Annotated in this window: 12 protein-coding genes and 1 pseudogene; 4 read left to right on the top strand and 9 right to left on the bottom strand. The window is 62.0% G+C overall.

Annotated features, from left to right (window positions below):
* Positions 1-93 precede the first annotated feature (93 nt).
* The 3 genes from DWX25_RS02330 to DWX25_RS02320 all read right to left on the bottom strand — a co-directional run bounded on the left by DWX25_RS02330 (position 94) and on the right by DWX25_RS02320 (position 7,309).
* Positions 94-3,726, bottom strand: a complete 3,633-nt coding sequence (locus DWX25_RS02330) for a UvrD-helicase domain-containing protein (protein ID WP_117798656.1) — start codon at positions 3,724-3,726, stop codon at positions 94-96.
* Between the two features lie 3 nt (positions 3,727-3,729).
* Positions 3,730-6,825, bottom strand: a complete 3,096-nt coding sequence (locus DWX25_RS02325; protein ID WP_117798654.1) for a PD-(D/E)XK nuclease family protein — start codon at positions 6,823-6,825, stop codon at positions 3,730-3,732.
* Positions 6,826-7,009: 184 nt separating this feature from the next.
* Positions 7,010-7,309 carry a YerC/YecD family TrpR-related protein gene (locus DWX25_RS02320; protein WP_022094855.1) on the bottom strand — a complete coding sequence of 100 codons (300 nt, stop codon included), beginning with the start codon at positions 7,307-7,309 and terminating at the stop codon, positions 7,010-7,012.
* A 324-nt stretch (positions 7,310-7,633) separates the two neighbouring features.
* On the opposite strand from DWX25_RS02320, the gene DWX25_RS02315 reads away from it, so the two are divergent.
* A complete protein-coding gene (locus DWX25_RS02315) occupies positions 7,634-7,999 on the top strand; it encodes a phage holin family protein (protein ID WP_117734439.1) in 366 nt (121 codons plus the stop codon).
* 138 nt (positions 8,000-8,137) lie between these two features.
* Here DWX25_RS02315 and DWX25_RS02310 read toward each other — a convergent pair whose 3' ends face one another.
* Complete coding sequence (locus DWX25_RS02310; RefSeq protein ID WP_089572175.1) at positions 8,138-8,566, bottom strand: Rrf2 family transcriptional regulator; 429 nt, start codon at positions 8,564-8,566, stop codon at positions 8,138-8,140.
* 252 nt (positions 8,567-8,818) lie between these two features.
* Between DWX25_RS02310 and cysK the strand changes: the two genes are divergently transcribed.
* Both cysK and mnmA read left to right on the top strand, forming a co-directional pair.
* Entirely contained in the window at positions 8,819-9,757 is a 939-nt protein-coding gene (cysK, locus tag DWX25_RS02305; RefSeq protein ID WP_117798652.1) for a cysteine synthase A, read from the top strand.
* A 174-nt stretch (positions 9,758-9,931) separates the two neighbouring features.
* A pseudogene (mnmA, locus tag DWX25_RS02300) lies at positions 9,932-11,035 on the top strand (tRNA 2-thiouridine(34) synthase MnmA); the annotation flags it as partial.
* Between the two features lie 8 nt (positions 11,036-11,043).
* Here mnmA and DWX25_RS02295 read toward each other — a convergent pair.
* From DWX25_RS02295 to DWX25_RS02280, 4 genes are all read right to left on the bottom strand, one after another.
* A complete protein-coding gene (locus DWX25_RS02295; RefSeq protein ID WP_117798649.1) occupies positions 11,044-12,417 on the bottom strand; it encodes a DNA-binding protein in 1,374 nt (457 codons plus the stop codon).
* Positions 12,418-12,555: 138 nt separating this feature from the next.
* Complete coding sequence (locus DWX25_RS02290) at positions 12,556-13,575, bottom strand: M42 family metallopeptidase (protein ID WP_117798807.1); 1,020 nt, start codon at positions 13,573-13,575, stop codon at positions 12,556-12,558.
* A 335-nt stretch (positions 13,576-13,910) separates the two neighbouring features.
* Positions 13,911-15,077 (bottom strand): lactaldehyde reductase, encoded by a 1,167-nt coding sequence (gene fucO / locus DWX25_RS02285; RefSeq protein WP_117798647.1) that lies wholly within the window; start codon positions 15,075-15,077, stop codon positions 13,911-13,913.
* 165 nt (positions 15,078-15,242) lie between these two features.
* Positions 15,243-15,959: a YoaK family protein gene (locus DWX25_RS02280; protein WP_117734433.1), complete on the bottom strand. Its 717-nt coding sequence runs from the start codon at positions 15,957-15,959 to the stop codon at positions 15,243-15,245.
* 268 nt (positions 15,960-16,227) lie between these two features.
* On the opposite strand from DWX25_RS02280, the gene DWX25_RS02275 reads away from it, so the two are divergent.
* A complete protein-coding gene (locus DWX25_RS02275; protein ID WP_233505188.1) occupies positions 16,228-18,375 on the top strand; it encodes a YgiQ family radical SAM protein in 2,148 nt (715 codons plus the stop codon).
* Here DWX25_RS02275 and DWX25_RS02270 read toward each other — a convergent pair.
* Positions 18,372-19,292, bottom strand: a complete 921-nt coding sequence (locus tag DWX25_RS02270) for a CPBP family intramembrane glutamic endopeptidase (protein WP_147335808.1) — start codon at positions 19,290-19,292, stop codon at positions 18,372-18,374. The genes DWX25_RS02275 and DWX25_RS02270 overlap by 4 nt on opposite strands.
* Between the last annotated feature and the right edge of the window lie 5 nt (positions 19,293-19,297).

Raw genomic sequence — 19,297 nt, 5'->3', positions numbered from 1 at the left:
CAGTCAAAGGGTAGCTAAAATAGCCCCGTCCCAAATTAGCTACCCCTGAGCTGCGGTGGAATCGGGAGGGATTCCACCGCACGCTGTTGAGGGCTAAAGATTGTAGGTGACTACTTGAGGTGCGGCGGGTTCGACGAAGATGGTTGGATCCGGCTGTTCCACGCGGACGAACTTGACGGTCACGGCCTCAAAGCCCGCCTTGTGCAACACATCGGCGTAGACGCGCGCCTGCAGGGCGTGCTTCTCCTGCAGCTGTTCCGGCGTCTCATCCGGTGTGCCGCCCGTCTTGTAGTCGATGACCAGCGCGCGTGACGAATCCGCCGGGTTCGTTGCCAACGCATCGATGGCGCCCTCGGCATACGTGCCGTAGCGGGCAATGTCCTCGTCCTCGCAGCCCAGCGAGAAGAACGGTACCTCGGCACGGACGCACGGCCAGGCAAGCAGCTCGGCACGGACCGCCGACCTGAGCCAGCGATTCAGGGCAATGTCAAAACGCTCGCGCTGCTCCGGCGTCAGGCACCACAGGCGCGCCAGCGCATCGGCGCGCGCGGCGGGCAGTTCATTGGCGCCCATCTCGATGAGCCACTGGCAGGCAGCATGGAACGCCGAGCCCAAGGCCATGGGATTGCCGAGGGGCTCGGCAGCAACCACGTCCGCATCGGTCATCTCCGAGCCATCCGAGTCTTCATCATCGCCGGCCTCGTCCATGGGCACACGCGTCTCGGCGGCACGATCTTCCGCCTCGGCATGCAGGGCCGCGGCGATCGATGAGTAGCTATACGAGTCACGCGCCGGGAACGGGCAGGTGCCCATGCGCACGCCCACCGCCTGGGGATACACGAGCTCAAACGAATCGGGCTCGGGGTCGGCAGGACCGGGAACGGCGGCGCGGGCATCTGCACCGGCACCCTCCGGCTCCGCATCGCCACGAACAAGCCTGCCCTCGGCATCCAGCGAAGCGTTAGCCTCAAAAGCCTGCTCGCCAAAGGTAAAGTCCGAAAGCGAAATGAGCTCGTAGTCGCCCGGCTGGGAGTTGTCGAACACCAGGCGGTCGGCATCGAGCTGCGGCAAGGCCTGCGCGTCGGTCGGCAAAATACGGCGCAGTACGTCGTAGGTCAGATCGGTCTCGACATCGAAGGTCGGCGCCGCCACCTTGCCACGGCTCACGCCGGCATCCATTGCCAGAATGACCAGCTCGCGTGCACGCGTCATGGCGACATAGAGCAAGCGGGCCCGCTCCTCGAGCGAAAGCTGCAGGTCGTCGTTGCGCAGGCGAGCAAATGCCTCGGCGGGAGAACCCGTCGCACAGACGTCCTCCATGAGCTCCGGCGGCAACCATAGCGACGTGCCCTTACCCTTAAACGCATGCTCAAACTGTTTTTTGACGTCGTCGCCCTTTACGAACGTGCCGTCCGCGAGTTTAACGCCGTCGAAGCGTGCCGGTAGCGCCACAACCTGCGCACCGCCATCGACGCGACCCATCTGTGCCACACCCGAGGACTTACGCACGCCAAAGCACTCCGCAACCGCCACGACCGGATATTCCAGACCCTTGGAGGCGTGCACCGTCATGATGCGTACCGCGCCGTCGCCCTCCTCGTTGAGGGCGCCTGGGGCTTCCTTGCCCGCCAAGAAGCGGTCGAAGGCCAGCGCAATGGAGCGCGGCGAGTTACCGAACTCGGCCTCCGCCTCGGCCACGGCATCGAGCGCCTTGAGCACGTTGGCAGCAATGGCCTTGCCCTCGGGGCCGCGCTTCGCCAGACGCACGAACCAGCCCGAAGCGTTGACCACGTCGCGCGCGATCGCCGCGAACGAATCACGTCCCACGCGGCGCAGTGCATAGCGCAGCACCTCGCGGGCGCGCGTCACGAGTGGCAAGCCCTGCAAGCCGGGCACATCGGAATCGCTCATGATGCCCGCATCGATGTTGCGGCGCGACGTCTCCCCCGTCTGCTCGTCCAGCTTGGTCGCCAGCGCCAGGAATTCCTGGGCGCCGAGCGCAAACATCGGCGAGGCCAGCAACGGCATGAGGCCCTGCGCGGTATCGGCCGGGTTGGCAAGTGCGCAGACCAGGGCACGCACCGTCTGCGCCTCGGCTGCCTGGGCAAAGACCGAGCCGCCCGCGATAACGCAGTCGAGTCCCTGGTCGCGGAAAGCCTGGGCATAAACGTCGGCATTGGTCATGCGCCCCAGCAGCAGCACCATACTGCCCTGAGGCTGGCCCGCTTTAACGAGCGCTTGGAACCGCCCCGCAATCGCACGAGCTTTCGCCTGCGTTCGCTCCTGGGTGCTGCCGCCGGCAACGAACAGCGCTTGGCGGCGCGAAGCCTTTGCCTTGAGCTTGTCCTCGCGATCGTCACTCGGCTCAAGATCCAAGAACCCCTGCATCAAACCACCGGTATCACCGTCAAAGACGCGTGCCACATAGCGCAGCACCTCGTCGTGGCTGCGGAAGTTGCGCACGAGCTTGACGAGCTCGCCGGCAGGGGCATCGGATGCGACGGAGGTCTCAGGCGCAGCAGACAGGCCCACCTTGCGCTCCTGGCGGCGAAACACCTCGACCTCGGCGCCGCGGAAGCGATAGATCGACTGCTGCGCATCGCCCACCGTGCACAGCGCGCGCTCGCCCGCACCCGTCAAATAGCGAATCAGATCGACCTGCATCTGGTCGGTATCTTGGAACTCGTCGATCATGACCATCTTAAAGCGGCCCTCGTAGGCGGCTCGAATGGCGGGATAATCGCGCAGCGCCTCGTATGCCATGCGGAGCAGGTCGTTGTTATCGAGCGCGGACTGGTCAGCCTTGAGCGCGCGGTACTCCGCCTCCACAGCACGAGCAAGCCCCACCAGCGCATCGAGCGCCGGACCACCGCAGGCGAGCACGATATTGATAAACGCATCGGCAGCCTCCGCCTTGAGCAGCTCCACCTGCTCCTTAGGGAATGCCTTGCTCGCCCGAGGCATGGTGCACGACATCATGAGTCGCGCCGCATCCGCCATGGTCTTGCCGCTCGCCTCGAACGCATCGATGGCATCGAGCGCCACCTGCGCTTTCTCGGTCGCGGCCTTGCTTGCGCCCAGCGCCGCACGATAGGCATCGGCAAGGGCCGAAGTGTCGGCATGACCGTGTGCCACGCGCACGTCGTCCATGCCGCCCGGCAGCTGGCTCGAGAGCTCCAGCAGCTCGCGCACCAGGCCCTTGATGGTGGTGCCGGCGCCAAAAGGGCCGCCCTCGCCCGCCATGGGATACCAGGCGTAGAGGGCCTTGAGCGATGCCGCGAGCTCGGGGGCGGCATCGGGCGCCGTCGCGCGGGCCAGCACATGCTCAACAGCCTGATCCATAAGCTCGTCGGTATCGGTGAGTACCGTGAACTCGGGATCGATGCCCAGCTCCAACGCGTGTGCGCGCAGGATACGCGAGCACATGCCGTGAATGGTCGAGATCCATGCATCGTCGACGGTCAGGGCCTCCTCGTCCATGCCCTCGTCGATGAGCGCGCGGCGCACGCGGTCACGGATCTCGGCCGCGGCATCTTTGGTAAAGGTAATGGCGAGCACCTGGTCCAGATGCTCAACGAACGGACCGGATTCGGGCGAGAGCGCGTAGACGATGCGGCGCGTGAGGGTAAAGGTCTTGCCCGAACCGGCGCCCGCCGAGACAAACAGCGGACGGTCGAGCGTTTTGACAATCTGCAGCTGTTGCGGCATCAAAGTCGAAAGATCCATGGTCTACACGTCCCTCCTTACAAACGTTCTTTCGTGGTTATACGAGCAGCGCGCATGCGCGGCCTGAGCCGACGTCGGGTCGACGGCGGCAACGTTGCCTGCCTCGAGCTCCCGCAGGCGCTCGGCGATGCCGGCCTCCACGCGATCGAGCAGGGCGTCGAAGTCCATGCTGCCACCCTCGCCGGGGAAACCTTTCTTGAGGCCTGGGATGCGACCGTCGCCGCGCTCTTCCTCGAGCAGCTCGGCGCTCGCGGCGCCGCGCAACGCCGGCTTGCCGCCCTTGGTCGAAAAGTAGAGCGCCGCGCGGGTGTCCAAATCCAGCGCCCGGCGCATGGCCTGCGCATAGATAAGCGTCTGGGTATGGGGCGGTAGCCACCGTGGGTCGTCGATGGCGGCCTCGCCCGATTCCTCGTCGCGCACCGTAGGGTCGGCGAGCTTAAACTCCTCAACGCCCGTGCGATGCTTGTAGTCGATCACCACGGCACGATTCTCGGCGTCCACGTCCACGCGGTCGATGCGCCCGCCAAGCGGCCAGCCGGCATACTCGACTTTGAGCTCGTTAAAGGCGAACTCCAGGTAACGCGGGGCAAAGGGGGCGAGCGCCTCGGACTCGTAGGCAAGCACTCCCTCCAGCTGCGGCAGAATCTCGGCCACCTGGCGCTCCTCCACCGGAGAGAGCGGCACGAGCGGGCCCTCGTTGCCACGCTTGGAGGCATGCTCGGCCAAGGTCTCGTCAAAGACCTCGTGTAGCAGCTCCTGTGCACGCGGCAGATTCATGGGCGTCACGCGCTCCATGCCCTCTTGGGGCAGACGGGCGTGCAGGCGCTCCAGAACATCGTGGACAAAGTTGCCCTTCTCCATGTTGCCAAAGCCCGCGTCGATGGACTGGGGCTTCACGCGATACGACACGAACCAACACAGCGGGCACGTCGAGTACGCCTCAATCTGCGAGGCGGACGTCAGGCGCGGCACGAGCGGCGCGTCCTCGCCCTCGCCATCGCGGCGGCACAGGACCAGGTACGGCACAGCCGCATCACTCAAATGCTGAGGAGCCTCGCACGCAACACGCTTGCACTCGATACCCTCGCCGGCCGCCGGATCAAAATCGGCGACGATACCGCCCTCGCCCACGCACGCAACCTTGGCGGCACCAGCGGCCTCGGCATACGCCCGCAGCTCGGTCCATACGGCTGCCGGGTAGCACTCGCGTGCCTGGCAATCGTGTGTCACGCGCGCAAGCGCAACCGGGCCGCGTGCCGCCTGCATCGCGCGGCCAAAGCGCACGCGCAGTAGGGCCGCAGGCTCAAGCATCACGCCCTCGCGACCAAGGCTCGCCGTCAGCGTGGCAAGCGGGCCCTCCTCGTGCGAGAGCGGATAGCTGTCCAGATCGACATCGGCAAACAGCACGGCATCGTAGCTGCCGGTGCGCAGAGCCGCCGCATCGGCAAGCGAAGTAAAGCGAACCTGGGCACGTGGCGCACGGTCAACCTCGTAGGTCTCGTAATCGTAGGCGGTGCTACGCTTGTCCACCTTGGTGCGAACGCCATCGAGCACGGGCACGGTCGCGGCCTGCGACACGTCGAGCGCGCGAGCATCGTTCATAAGGATGTCGATGACATGGCGCAGCAGGGCCACCTCCGCCTGGCGACGGGCTTGGCCATCCAAGCTGCCCAGCGAGCGATCGGGCAACGCCTCGGCAACGGCAAGCATGGCCTTGAGCGCCGTCACGGGCTTGTCACGCCACAGCGCCTGGAACACGTCCGAGACCACACACGGCACATTCTTAAACCAGTTTTCGTCGCTCGCCGCCTTACGCGCGCCCCTCACCTGGCCCTGCACGCTCTGCAGCAGGCTCTTAACGCCCGCGGTAGTCTTGCTGCGCGAGAGACGCATATTCTTATCGAACGTGCGCGCGCTGGCGGCGTCGGCACCCGAAAGCGGGCTGTAGATCCAGTCGGTAAGCTCTGGAGCGGGCCACCACTCCGTCTTGGAGGCGGTGCCCTCGTCGGCGGCCTTCATGCGCTCGATCAGATTGGCGAGCGCCGTGAACTGCCTGCCCGCGATGGATTGGGAAAACGCCGTGAACTCAGTTGTCTCAGCAGCGATACGACGAGCCGCCAGACGAGAGGCGAGCTCACCGAACAGCTGGGGTGCCCGGGCAGAAACGACGAGCACGCGTGCGGGGTCGGCGTTCGTCGCGGCGCCGTCGGCCTCGGAACCCTGGCACGCTTTTACCAGATCATCAATTGCGTCCGCATAGACATGAGCACGGGCATGGGGGCCGGCGACCTCAATAAAGGCAGGCTGAGCGGCGGTCCCGCAAGCGGCATCAGACGCGCCGGCACCCTCCCCCAGCGGCGTGATCTCAAACAGCATACCGCGGGCATCAAATGCCGTGGCCAGCTCCTCACGCATCGCCGCTTGCTCGCGGGCAAGCAGCACGACAACCTCTCCCCCGTTGTTTGACACGGCGGACAGCAGCTCGAGCAAGCTATACGTAAATGACGTGATACCGCGCACGCACACGGCGCGGGTGCACGCCGGCAGGCTATCGGCCAGGGCACCGGCCATAATGTCAGCCGCCTCGCAGGGCTCGACCATATTTCGACGGTCCAAACCACCCGCGTAGGCACGCAAAAGCTCGAAAACGCGGGCCTCGGCGTCGCTTTTGGGCTCGGGCTGAGCGGCGGCATCGCGGCAGCGTTCGTCGCCCGCCCCCGCCACCCCCGGCAACACATCGCGGGCCATACGCGCAAGCATGCGCACCGTGCCCTGGCTGCGCGAGAGCGGCTGCAGAGCAGCGTCATCGCGGCGGTCGATCATGTCCGAGAACAGCATCTGGCGCTGAAGGTTATCCACAAAGCTACGGTCATCGCCCATAAGCTCCCACAGCGAACGGAGCCACGACGAAGGGGTCTTGTAATCGATACCCAGTGAAACCCCAGCTTCCGCCGCATCATGACGGCACAGATCGAGCTCGGCAAACGTAGGCACCAGCAAAACGGCACGCCCGTGGCGGGCAACCAGGTCGGCGAGCAGCGCCGCCTCGGCATCGCTCAAATCCGCGCCGGCGTTGGTGGTATAGATTCGAACAGGCATGGTCCTCCACTCAAACCGTTCGCAATAATCAATGTATCCATCCTACCCGCCCAAGCGGACACATTGCCACCGCAGCTCCATCTTTTGGTACGAAGCAACCTGACCCCAACGCACCAGCCGATTGCGGGCATATAAAAACCGCCCCCGAAGGGACGGTTCTGCGCAATTCGTTTTTGTCGCTAGCCTACTCGCCATCCTCCAGCTTGATGAGGATCTTACGGTAGCCGCCGTACTCGCCGTTCAGCGCCTTTGAAACGCGGCTCACCGTAGTGGACGAAGCGCCGGTGCGGGCTTGGACCTCGACATAGGGCTCGCCCTCGTCCAGATAGCGCGCCACCTGCAAACGCTGAGAAAGATCACAAATCTCACGCGGCGTGCAGATATCGGTCAAAAACGCTTGGATATCTTTCTCGTCGTCCAAAAGGCTAAATGCGTGGACTAGCTGCTTGACATCAGGCTTGTCAAACATGTTCTCGATATTCATCGATCACCGCCAAACCCGCCAAAAGGCATCGAGGTTGATACTAACATCGGGCATCGTTCGCCCGTTCTATTCAATAGGGCAACGCCTGTGGCTTTTGCCCGTAGCAGTTTAGCACACCACCAAACTAAAGCGACAAGACTCTCTGCCAGCGGCACGTTTTTTAGGTCGAATGCCGTTTTGAAACCGAATGCGCACGTAAGCTCCACGAATATTTGAGACAATGGGCGCCCAAACACCGCGGCGCACCCGCGCAACCATCCAGGTCGCCGCCGCAAGCCGTTTCACGCGACGCCAGCAACCCCGGCGCAAGAAAGGATTCACGCCATGCGCTTTATGCTTAACTGGCTCTTCACCTCGATCGCCATCGCGATCGCCACGTTCCTCGTCCCCGGCATCCAACCCTTCGGCTTTGCCGAGGCCTGGGTCTGTTTCGCCTTCGTAGGACTGTTCCTCAATATCGTCGATTCGCTCGTCAAACCATTCCTGACGGTCATCTCGCTGCCGCTCACCATCATTACGCTGGGCATTTTCCAGCTTGTCGTCAACAGCCTTATGCTCGAGCTCGCCAGCTACCTATCGGTGAATCTGCTGGGCGCGGGCATCTCCATCGCCAGCTTTGGATCGGCGTTTATGGGCAGCATCTTGGTATCCATCATGCGCAGCATTCTCGACAGCATCGCCAAGAACTAGAGCGAACCGATACGGATCGCCACAACACGCCAAAATGAAGGCCGCCCATCGAAACGATGGACGGCCTTCTTCTTTATCGAGCCTCAGAGGGTAAAGAAATCTACCATTTCTACCCCGTCCCCAAATGGAAGGTGTGGGTTAGATGACGTAGTCGTAGCCTTCGTTGGGAGCGACAAGTTGATCGAGTGTCACACCGTCGAGGTAGTCGTTGATGAGCTTGTCCAGGTTCTTCCACACGTCGAGCGTGGGGCACTCATCAGATCGCGAGCAGCCTTTGCAGTCACCATCCAGGCAGGCGACCGGCGCCAGACTACCCTCGGTCAGGCGCAGAATCTCGCCCACCGTGTACTGCTCGGGAGGGCGCGTGAGCACGTAGCCGCCGCCCTTGCCGCGCATGCCCGAGAGCATATTGGCGCGTACGAGTGTGGCAAGAATGTTCTCCAGATATTTCTCCGAAATCCCCTGTCGCGCCGCAATCTCTTTGAGCGGGATGCGGCCGGCCGCCTGGTGCTCTGCCAGGTCGACCATAACGCGCAGGGCATACCTGCCCTTTGTGGAAACCAACATATATATTGCTGCCTTTCGGTCATTTAATCCGTAGAAATTCTAGCCGAAAAATTGGCTTTGAAAATACCCATCCCGTCAAGATGGTTAATCGACTCGCAATAATTCATAAATTCCTATTGCATTACTAGGCTTTGCTGTCTACTATGCTTCCCAACAGCTAAACGAACAACCTATTGGGTTTGTAGGTTTTGCTGTTACATACACCGTAAAACCACACGGTATCCAGTCATTTGAACACTTTGGAGGTTCACCATGAGCAAGGTTTACACGTCCATCGATCAGCTTATCGGCCACACCCCGCTTTTGGAGCTTACCCACTTTGAGGCCGACGAGGACCTCAAGGCCCGCGTGCTCGTCAAGCTCGAGTACTTCAACCCCGCCGGCTCCGTCAAAGACCGTGTCGCCAAAAACATGATTGACGAGGCCGAGAAGGCCGGCAAGCTCGTGCGCGGCGGCGACTACACCATCATCGAGCCCACGAGCGGCAACACCGGCGTCGGCATCGCCTCCGTGGCGGCGGCTCGCGGCTACAAGGTGATTATCACCATGCCCGAGACCATGTCCGTCGAGCGCCGCAAGCTTATGCAGGCATATGGCGCAAAGCTTGTGCTCACCGACGGCTCCAAGGGCATGAAGGGCGCCATCGCCAAAGCCGAGGAGCTGCAGAAGGAGACCCCCAACAGCATTATCGCCGGCCAGTTTGTGAACCCCGCCAACCCTGCCATCCACAAGGCCACGACCGGCCCCGAGATCTGGGACGACACCGACGGCAAGATCGACATCTTCGTCGCCGGCGTTGGCACCGGCGGCACCGTGACCGGCGTAGGCGAGTTCCTCAAGAAGCAGAACCCCGAGATTAAGATCGTCGCCGTCGAGCCCGTCACTTCCCCGGTGCTCTCCAAGGGCCAGGCGGGCCCGCACAAGATCCAGGGCATCGGCGCCGGCTTTGTGCCCGACGTCCTCGACACCCAGGTCTACGACGAGATCATCCCCGTCGAGAACGACGACGCCTTTGCCACCGGCCGCGCCGTGGGCCACAAGGAGGGCGTGCTCGTGGGTATTTCGTCCGGCGCCGCCGTGTGGGCTGCGCTGCAGCTGGCCAAGCGCCCCGAGAACGAGGGCAAGACCATCGTGGCGCTACTCGCCGATACCGGCGAGCGCTACCTGTCCACGGCGCTCTTCCAGGACTAGGCCCTTTTAAGCCCGAATGAACCCGGGACCCGCCGGTCTCCCCCCCCTGGCAGCCCGAGCTCATCCCAACAGGGTGTCCCACAGGACACCCGAACTTGCTACAATGTCTGCGGCGCGGAACCAGCCTCCCGCGCCGCTTTTCTTTTTTGGCCACATGCCACCAAGGAGAACCTCCCCATGCACAATAAGCGCGTGCTCGTCGCCATGAGCGGCGGCGTCGATTCCAGCGTGACTGCCTATCTGCTCAAGAGCCAGGGCTACGAATGCATCGGTGCCACCATGCGCCTCACCTGCCCCGCACCCGATCCCGCAACAGGCATGAGCAAAGTCGACCGCGACATCGCTGACGCGAAGGCCGTCGCCGAGCGCCTGGGGATACCCCACCATGTGCTCAACCTGCAGCAGACCTTCGACCGCAATGTTATCGAGCGCTTCGTGACCGCCTATCAGGAGGGGCTGACGCCCAACCCATGCATCATCTGCAACCGCCATATTAAGTTTGGCGCGCTGCTCGATGCGGCACTCGACATGGGCTGCGACCACATCGCCACAGGCCACTATGCCAAAACGAGCCAGGCGCCCGACGGCACCTGGGAGCTGCATCGCGGCGAGGACCCCAAAAAGGATCAGAGCTACTTTTTATATTCGCTCACGCAAGAACGCCTGGCACGCACCATCTTTCCGCTGGCAGGGCTGGACAAGGAGCGCGACGTACGCCGCATTGCCGCCGAGCAGGGCTTCATCAACGCCAAGAAGGCCGAGAGCGAGGACATCTGCTTTATCCCGGACGGCGACTACGCGGGCTATATCGAGCGCCGCTGCGGACATGCCGCTGCACCGGGCGACATTGTGTGGCGCGACGGCAGCGTGGTCGGACGCCATAACGGCGCGCTGCGCTACACCATCGGCCAGCGCAAAGGCCTGGGTGTCGCGATGGCGCATCCGGTGTATGTAACGGGCGTCGACGCCGCCAGCAACACCGTGCATCTGGGCGAAGCCGAGGACCTAACCGCCTCGGCGCTAACTGCCGATGAGTGGATCTGGAGCGCCCCTGCCGACCGCATGGAGGCAGAGCTCAATGCCGGCGGCATTCGTGTAGGTGCCAAGTACCGCTACCGTCAGAAAGACCAGACAGCGACACTTACGCGCGACGAAGGCGGGCAAATGCTGCTAACTTTTGACGAGCCACAGCGAGCCATCGCCCCCGGCCAGGCCGTTGTAGTCTATCGCGGCGACATCGTCCTGGGCGGTGGTATCGTAACCGGCGCACTTAAGTAGCCGCTGGTTTATCGCCGCACGTGTCGAAGTACCTCAACAGCGGCACCAACCTCGATTACGCGACGCTCGAGGCCGCGGCAAATGGCCTCGAGTCGATCCTCCGCCGTCGCCCATTCGCTCTGCGAAAGAATCTCGATTGCCTCATCAACAAATCCGTTGAGCCGCGATGAATCGAACCAATCGAGCGAGTCCGCAAGCGCCAGCTGGACGAAAGGGTCGGGCCCAAACGGCTTAGCGGAAAACCCAAACTCCCCAGCTGAAAGCACGGCAGTTGGCACGTTATACCACAGACAGTTGCCGCTATCGAACAGCGGTGCAGGTTTTATCTCCAGGGTGTCGACATTGCGGATGATGCCGAAGTTTCGCCAATGGCGATCGCTGTTGGCCAAAAGGGCATCGCAAATGATCATCTGCGACATAGACCTTCTCACGGCAGCCTCGTCTGCTCCATGCTTACCAAGGAAGCGGCAGTACCGGTCGTACGTCGAGTTTCCTCGCTGACCGCCAAGAGCGTTCTTAACGTAAACAGCCGGAACATATTCCTCGCGGCCGTCAAGAAAGTCGTCGCACAAACACACAGGGCCATCGAACATCCGCTCAACCGCATAGGGAACAAACTCACCCTCTGACAGCAAGCGACGATGTAGAGCCGTTGCAACCGCCTCGTTAAAGGGACGTTGATCGTCCATGCCGCACCCCTTGACCAGGACGCGAACACCGTTGCGAATCATCCACGATTTAGGAAGCTCGCCCTCGGATGTGTTGTCGGGATTTTTAAGACCGATGCCTTCCAGCCAACCCGAACGCCCCTCGGGCGCCGATCGCTCAAATTCGTTCTCAAAGTAATTGATGTTTCGCCATTCGAGCCCGTCGCAATCGGTCGGCCGCAGCCAATAGCAATCCGAAAGCGAGAGGCCCAGGCACTGAACCGGCACCTCAGTGCCGTTGACGATCCCTAACTCTCGGTAGCGCGAGATAAGCCCGGGGCGAACATCGGGTACCGACCGATGCCCCCACCACGCGTTGAGCTCCCGCTTATTCACCGTTGGAGAAGAGCTCGAGCATGTGCCAAACGGCATTCGTTGCGCATCGAGGACCTCGGCGATTTCGAAGGGAAGCTCGCGCGTCGGATCAAATGAGACATGCGCGACCTCATGGTCGGCCGACATCAGCGTAAACTTGCGCCCCACATCGGCCGCAGGACGGCGTCCACGTTTGCGGACCTTTTGATAAGCGAGCGCAGAATCATACTCAACCATCTTCCGTCCGCCCACAATATCGCACGCGAGCGTTCCCGATGCGGCAAGTTGAGATATGCGGGCTTTCGTAACGCCCAACAGGCGGGCAGCATCACCCATAGACAAGTACTCAGACGTATCCATACACCGCATCACCTCGTTAAGTAATTTACACGTTTAGTTAATAGATTACAGGCATCATAATACTAAACGACCAAAAGCGAAAAAAGGCCCGAGAAATCGGGCCTTAGCGATTGGTCGGCCGAGTCGCAAACTGCTCCCCTAGCGCTGAACGTAGGCGCGAACCAGCTCGTAGGTATTGCGCACACCGTCGATGTGGCTGCGCTCGTAGTTGTGGCTCGCGTACACGCCGGGGCCGATCAGGCCGTGACGGATGTCGTAGCCGGCCGAAAGCGTGGCCTCGACGTCGGAGCCGTAATGCGGGTACACATCGATGGCGTAATCGAGCTCCAGCTCACGCGCGATGTTGGACAGCGTGGTCACCAGATCGTAGTTGTACGGACCGCCCGAATCCTTGGCGCAGATCGACACCATGCGCTCGGTGCAGCCCAGGTCGTCGCCCACGCAGCCCATGTCCACGCTGATCATCTCGCGCGTGTCGGCCGGCACGAAGGCACCGCCGTGGCCAACCTCCTCGTACACGGTAAAGAGCAGCGATACCTTGCGCGAAAGCGTCACCTCGCCGCCAGCAACGGCGCGGGCCAAACCCAGCAGAATCGACGCGGACAGCTTGTCGTCAAGGAAACGACTCTTGATGTAGCCGCTCTCCGTCACCGTGGTGCGCGGATCCATAGCGATGATGTCACCAGTCTGAATGCCCAGCTCAAGTACGTCGTCCTTGCTGTCGACATTCTCATCGAGCAGGATTTCCATATTCTTCTCGATGGTCTTGACCGGCTCATCGGCCACATGCGCCGAGGGCTCGGTGTTGAGAACCACACCCGTGTACACATTGCCATCTCGCGTGTAGACGGTGCAGTTCTCGCCATCGGCCGTAGACCACTGGTGCCCACCAAGCGTCGTGGGACGCAGGCGGCCATTGTCCTTAATGGAGCGCACCATGGCGCCCAGGGTATCGACATGGCTCGCCAGTACGAGCGGCTCGCCCTCGCCGCCAAGTTCAACCAGCACGTTACCCTTATTAGAACGCTCGGGGTCAAAGCCCACATCACGCAACGTTTCCATTAGATAATCAGTCGCCGCACGGGTATAGCCCGTAGGCGAAGCAATCGAGGTAAGCGCCTTCAACTGGTCAGTAATATAGGAGAGCGTAGAATCCATCTTGGACACCAAAGTCACCCTTTCACATCGAATTAAACCCACAGCAACGATACCACCGCGAACCATCTTTTTACCTAGCGAGACGACCCATCGAGCTCCCCAGAACTGCGCCCGCCACGATAAGCAGACATAAGGCGCCATCCAACAATGCGCCCCTCACATCCCGCCTTTCCGGCACCCCGGCATCTGAGAAAAGAACGCAGGCGGCCCCGGGTTTCCCTCCGGGCGCATTCCGCAGGACGCAAAAGGCCCCGCCGCGCAACGCGCGCAGCGGGACCTTTTGCATGTCCGAGGACGCGCCCGGAGGGAAACCCGGGGCCGCCGACGGGAGTGATTTACTCAGCCGGGCAGATCTTCTTGAAGAGCTCGATGACGTCGTCAAGCGTTGCCTCGCGCGGGTTGCCCGGGAAGCAGGCGTCGGCCATAGCGTCCTTGGCCAGGACCTCGATCTCGTCGGCCTTCATGGCCTCGCAGACGTGCGGGATGTTCACGTCGGCAGAGAGCTGCTTGACGGCGGCGATGGCAGCGTCAGCGGCCTCTTCGGTGCTCATGCCCGTGGTGTCAACGCCCATGGCGACGGCAACCTTTGCCAGGCGCTCGGCGCAAACCGGCTTGTTGAACTCCATGGCGATCGGCAGCAGCATGGCGCAAGCGACGCCGTGCGGGGTGTCGTAGTGAGCGGACAGGGTGTGAGCCATGGCGTGGTCGATGCCCAGGCCAACATTGGAGAAGCCCATACCGGCGACATACTGGCCAAGGGCCATGCCCTCGCGGCCGGAGCCGGGCTGACCGGACTTGGCCTCAGCGACAGAGTCGCGCAGGTTCTCGCTAATCAGCTTAATAGCCTCAAAGTGGAACATGTCGGAGAGCTCCCAAGCGCCCTTGGTGGTGTAGCCCTCGATGGCGTGGGTCAGAGCATCCATGCCGGTAGAGGCGGTCAAGCCGGCGGGCATGGAAGCCATCATGTCGGGGTCGACGACGGCGACCTCGGGGGCATCGTTGGTGTCGACGCACACGAACTTGCGGACCTTCTCGAGGTCGGTGATGACGTAGTTGATGGTCACCTCAGCAGCGGTACCGGCGGTCGTCGGCACGGCGATGGTGAACACGGCATGGTTCTTGGTGGGAGCAACGCCCTCGAGGCTGCGGACATCAGCGAACTCGGGGTTGTTGATGATGATGCCGATGGCCTTGGCGGTATCCATGGAGGAGCCGCCACCGATGGTCACGATGGCATCAGCCTCGGCGGCCTTGAAAGCCTCGACGCCGTCCTTGACGTTCTGGATAGTGGGGTTGGGCTTGATCTCGGAGTAAAGGCTCCAAGTGATGCCGGCAGCGTCGAGCTCGTCGGTCACCTTAGCGGTAACGCCAAACTTGACCAGATCGGGGTCGGAGCAGACGAAGATCTTCTTGTAGCCGCGACGCTGGAGCTCGCCGGGGATCTCCTTGATGGCGCCGGAACCATGATAAGAAATGGTGTTGAGAACGAAACGATTAGCCATTGATAGCCTCCCCATCGTGTGCGGGGCACCCATTACGCCCCGCGCTGTAAGTTCCATCCTAACGCTTTTGAAACAAAAAACGCGTGAGAACGTCAAAAGTGTTAAAGCGTTTCAACAGGAAATGAAAAAACTGCGGCAAAGGGACAACCCCTCTGCCGCATTCGGTTACTTTCGACAGCCCTCTTTCCAAGCCTCGGCCGCAACCTTCCAGCGAAAGCGCAAGTCGCGTTCGCGATCGATAAACATGATGGCAAACGCGATAAACAGCAGCACGCTCGCCACCGCAATGGCATGCAGACCCATGCGCTCAATGCACCAATTGCCCAGCACGGCGCCAAACACAAAGGTAAAGATCACACCAAAGTACAGCAGGCCGTTTTCCAAAAAGCCGCGCTTGTGGGTAATGATGTAATCGTCCACGTTTTGCAAGGCATTACGGAGGTTGCCGATACACATGGTCGTGGCGATGCCGTGTCCATGAATCTTGCGGAAGCTCTCGACCTGCATGCCGCAGGCAAACGAGGTAAGGCAGTTGGCGAGCAGGTTGAAATCGCCACCGGGAATAAAACTCACGCCCAGCAAGATGACGGCTTCAAAGAACACCGTCACCTGGCGCCAGTGAATCACGCTGCCAAAACGCTCGTGTACCAGGTCAGCAAGCATAATGCCCACAGCAAACGAAACCACAGGGAAGAAGTAGCGCCCCGCAAGTGCCCAATTGCCCTCCGAGATACTCACGCCCACCAGCAGGATATTGCCTGTCTGCGCGTTGGCGAAAACATGGTCGCGCCCAATGTACGAATACACATCCATAAAGCCACCGGCGAGCGCCAAGATGATGCCCAGCTCGATGGACTCCGATATCTGTTTGGCACGCTGCATCGTCGTACATCCTCCTTGTTGACGACCCTCTCGTGCGTTGGCGGAGACATTGCCGCCGTTCATACTGTAACCCATTGACAACATGGCGTGCGCGCGAGACGACCCCTTCGACACGGGGATACACAGTCTGGAAACAAACGGCGGGAGAGGCGCCGACACCCGCATCGACGCGCCGATCCGCCAGCCCATGTACTCCACCAGTCTTTTTAGCCCCGTTCCAAAAAGACTGGTTACAATTACGTGCAGCATACAAACACCGGGAGGGATCGTGGCAAAAAAGCCTCAGCACGCTCAGAATAACCAGCGCAGTCAGCAGGGCAAACAGGGCCAGCAGCAAAAGCGCGGCGGTAAGGCGCAGGTCACGGCCGCCCCCGCCACCCGGGCCGCGCACACCCAGGCAGCGCCCTCACGCCCCTGGCGTCCGAGCCGCGATAAGTTCCTACCCGTCAGTCGCGCCGACATGGATGCACGCGGCTGGGACCAGTGCGACTTTGTCTACATCTGCGGCGACGCCTACGTGGACCACCCCAGCTTTGGTATGGCCATCATCAGCCGCGTACTCGACGCGCATGGCTACAAGGTGGGCATCATCTGCCAGCCCGACTGGACCGATCCCGCCAGCATCACCGTGCTCGGCGAGCCGCGCCTGGGCTTTCTCGTCAGTGCCGGCAACATGGACTCCATGGTCAACCACTATTCGGTGACCAAGCACCGCCGCCACACCGACGCCTATACCCCCGGTGGCGAGGAGGGTCACCGCCCCAACCGTGCCGTTACGGTCTACGGCAACCTCATCCGCCAGACGTTCAAGGACGCCCCCATCATCATCGGCGGCATCGAGGCGAGTCTGCGCCGCCTGGCCCACTACGACTACTGGCAGGACAAGCTCAAGCGCTCGGTACTGCTCGACTCGGGCGCCGACATCCTCATCTACGGCATGGGCGAGCACGCGATCGTCGAGATCGCCGACGCGCTCGACGCGGGACTGCCCGTCGACCAGATTACCTATATCAATGGCACCGTCTACCGCACCAGCTCGCTCGACGAGGTCTACGACTACGACCTGCTGCCCAGCTGGGACGACCTTACCGCCGACAAGCTCAACTACGCGCGCAGCTTTAACGTGCAGCAGCAGAATATGGACCCCATCACCGGACATCGCCTGGTAGAGCCCTACCCCAACAGCGTCTATGTGGTGCAGAACCCGCCTTCGGCGACGCTCACCACTGACGAGATGGACGAGGTGGCAGAGCTCCCCTACGCACGCGATTGGCATCCCGACTACGACGCGGCAGGCGGCGTGCCTGCCTTTGCCGAGATCAAGTTTTCCATCAACTCTAACCGCGGCTGCTTTGGCGAGTGCTCGTTTTGCGCGCTCACCTTCCACCAGGGCCGCGTGCTGCAGATGCGCAGCCACGATTCGATCATGCGCGAGGCCGAGCTGCTCACGCGCGACCCCGAGTTTAAGGGCTACATCAACGACGCGGGCGGACCGACGGCCAACTTTAGCCGTCCTGCCTGCGACAAACAGCTCAAGCACGGCGTGTGCAAGAACAAGCGCTGTCTGTGGCCGAGCGTATGCAAGAACATGGTGGTCGATGAGAGCGGCTACACGCAGCTGCTGCGCGACCTGCGCCAGCTGCCAGGCGTCAAGAAGGTCTTCGTGCGCAGCGGCATTCGCTTCGATTACACCATGGCCGATGCCTCGGACGAGTTTTTGCGCGAGCTGCTGGAACATCACGTCTCGGGTCAGCTACGCGTAGCGCCCGAGCACGTGAGCGATGCGGTGCTGTCCGTGATGGGCAAGCCGAGCCGAGCCGTCTACGACGCGTTCTGCCGCAAATTTGAGCGCTTGAACCGCGAATACGGACTCAAGCAGTACGTGGTGCCGTACCTGATCTCGAGCCACCCCGGCTCGACCATGAAGGAAGCGGTGGAGCTTGCCGAGGCCGTGCGCGACATGGGCTACATGCCCGAGCAGGTGCAGGACTTCTACCCCACCCCGTCCACGATGAGCACTTGCATGTACTACACCGGCGTTGACCCGCGCACCATGGAGCCAATCTATGTGGCGCGTGACCCGCACGAGAAGGCTATGCAGCGCGCGCTCATCCAATATCGCAAACCCGAGAACTACAAGCTCGTGCGCGAGGCACTGGAGAAAGCCGGGCGTCGTGACCTGATCGGCTACACCAAGCATTGTCTGATTCGTCCCGTGCCGCCGCGCCCGGGCGAGACGTCTGCTGGCGGCGGGCATGGCACCGGCAAGAAGGGCGGCAGGGCCCACGGTGGTGCCGGCAAGGGCCCCAAGGGCAGCAAGGGGCACGGCGGCATGTCGCGTGCGCAGAACACCGCCGGCCGCAACCGTGCGGCCCAGGGACGACAGGGCGCCAACGGAGGCGGGCGTCGCAACTAGGGCAGGAATGCGGTAGATGTGGTCGCAGTGCTCTGCTGGCACGCTTGGCGCAGCGAGTGCATTGCCTCCACCAGGATCACGCCGGCGATCGCGACCGTGATTATCACGTCGAACGGCGTGTTCACAAACCAGAGCAACGTCATGAGATACGACCCGGCGTTAAAGGCAAAATGCAGCAGGATCGTGTAGCGGAGCTTTCCGGTCGTCACGAGCACCCAGCCAAAAATGAGGCCGGCAGCGCCCGCATAGCAGCCCTGCACCCAGTTCAGGTGCATAAAACCGAAGATCGCCGCCTGCAGCACGACCGCCGCGGCGATACCCCACGTGCTCGGGGCCGCCCAGGGCACCATAGCGCCGTCCTGCGCACCCGCACGACGCCGGCGCTTCCAAAGTGGGCGGCACTGCGGATTAAACGCTCGGAGCGAAAACTCAAAAATGATACCGCGCACCAGCAGCTCCTCGCAAAACGGAGCGCCGAGCACCGTGGTCAGGACGGCCAGATAGCTCGTGTCACCCATGCCCGTCTCCTCGACAAGTTCGCTGTAGTCGGCCGCGGCCTCCGGTAACAGCGACAGCACGGCGTCGGTCACGTAGCCAACGACCACCTGCAGTGCCAAGCCGATCACGATAACGCAGGCAATGCGCCTCCATGCTTTGCCTGCTCCCCCGCCAAGCGGGCGCTCGCCCTGCCAGCGCGCCATAAACGAGCGCGGCCACAGATAACGCCACCACATCAGCGCCATCAAAAACGACGCCGTCTGCGCGGCAGCCTGAAGCAATTGAATATCGAGGTCGTCAATCGAAAAGCCCATGAACACCGATGCGACGCCCAGAGCGGAGAACAAAACCACACTCAGGGCAATATCTGCCGCGACAACGCCAAAACAGGCAAGCGCCCAAATCATCGCATTGAGCATGCCAA

The organism is Collinsella sp. AF18-8LB (genome assembly GCF_003459795.1).
In the GTDB taxonomy this organism is placed as follows: Bacteria; Actinomycetota; Coriobacteriia; order Coriobacteriales; family Coriobacteriaceae; genus Collinsella.
Note: the sequence above shows the minus strand (reverse complement) of the source record. Positions and strands in the feature narration are given on the sequence as shown.

Coding starts and splice junctions, on each gene's coding strand:
- DWX25_RS02295 (WP_117798649.1), bottom strand. CDS start 12,417: ATGGATACGTCTGAGTACTTGTCTATGGGTGATGCTGCCCGCCTGTTG.
- DWX25_RS02330 (WP_117798656.1), bottom strand. CDS start 3,726: ATGGATCTTTCGACTTTGATGCCGCAACAGCTGCAGATTGTCAAAACG.
- DWX25_RS02270 (WP_147335808.1), bottom strand. CDS start 19,292: ATGCTCAATGCGATGATTTGGGCGCTTGCCTGTTTTGGCGTTGTCGCG.
- fucO (WP_117798647.1), bottom strand. CDS start 15,077: ATGGCTAATCGTTTCGTTCTCAACACCATTTCTTATCATGGTTCCGGC.
- DWX25_RS02280 (WP_117734433.1), bottom strand. CDS start 15,959: ATGCAGCGTGCCAAACAGATATCGGAGTCCATCGAGCTGGGCATCATC.
- DWX25_RS02315 (WP_117734439.1), top strand. CDS start 7,634: ATGCGCTTTATGCTTAACTGGCTCTTCACCTCGATCGCCATCGCGATC.
- cysK (WP_117798652.1), top strand. CDS start 8,819: ATGAGCAAGGTTTACACGTCCATCGATCAGCTTATCGGCCACACCCCG.
- DWX25_RS02310 (WP_089572175.1), bottom strand. CDS start 8,566: ATGTTGGTTTCCACAAAGGGCAGGTATGCCCTGCGCGTTATGGTCGAC.
- DWX25_RS02325 (WP_117798654.1), bottom strand. CDS start 6,825: ATGCCTGTTCGAATCTATACCACCAACGCCGGCGCGGATTTGAGCGAT.
- DWX25_RS02290 (WP_117798807.1), bottom strand. CDS start 13,575: ATGGATTCTACGCTCTCCTATATTACTGACCAGTTGAAGGCGCTTACC.
- DWX25_RS02320 (WP_022094855.1), bottom strand. CDS start 7,309: ATGAATATCGAGAACATGTTTGACAAGCCTGATGTCAAGCAGCTAGTC.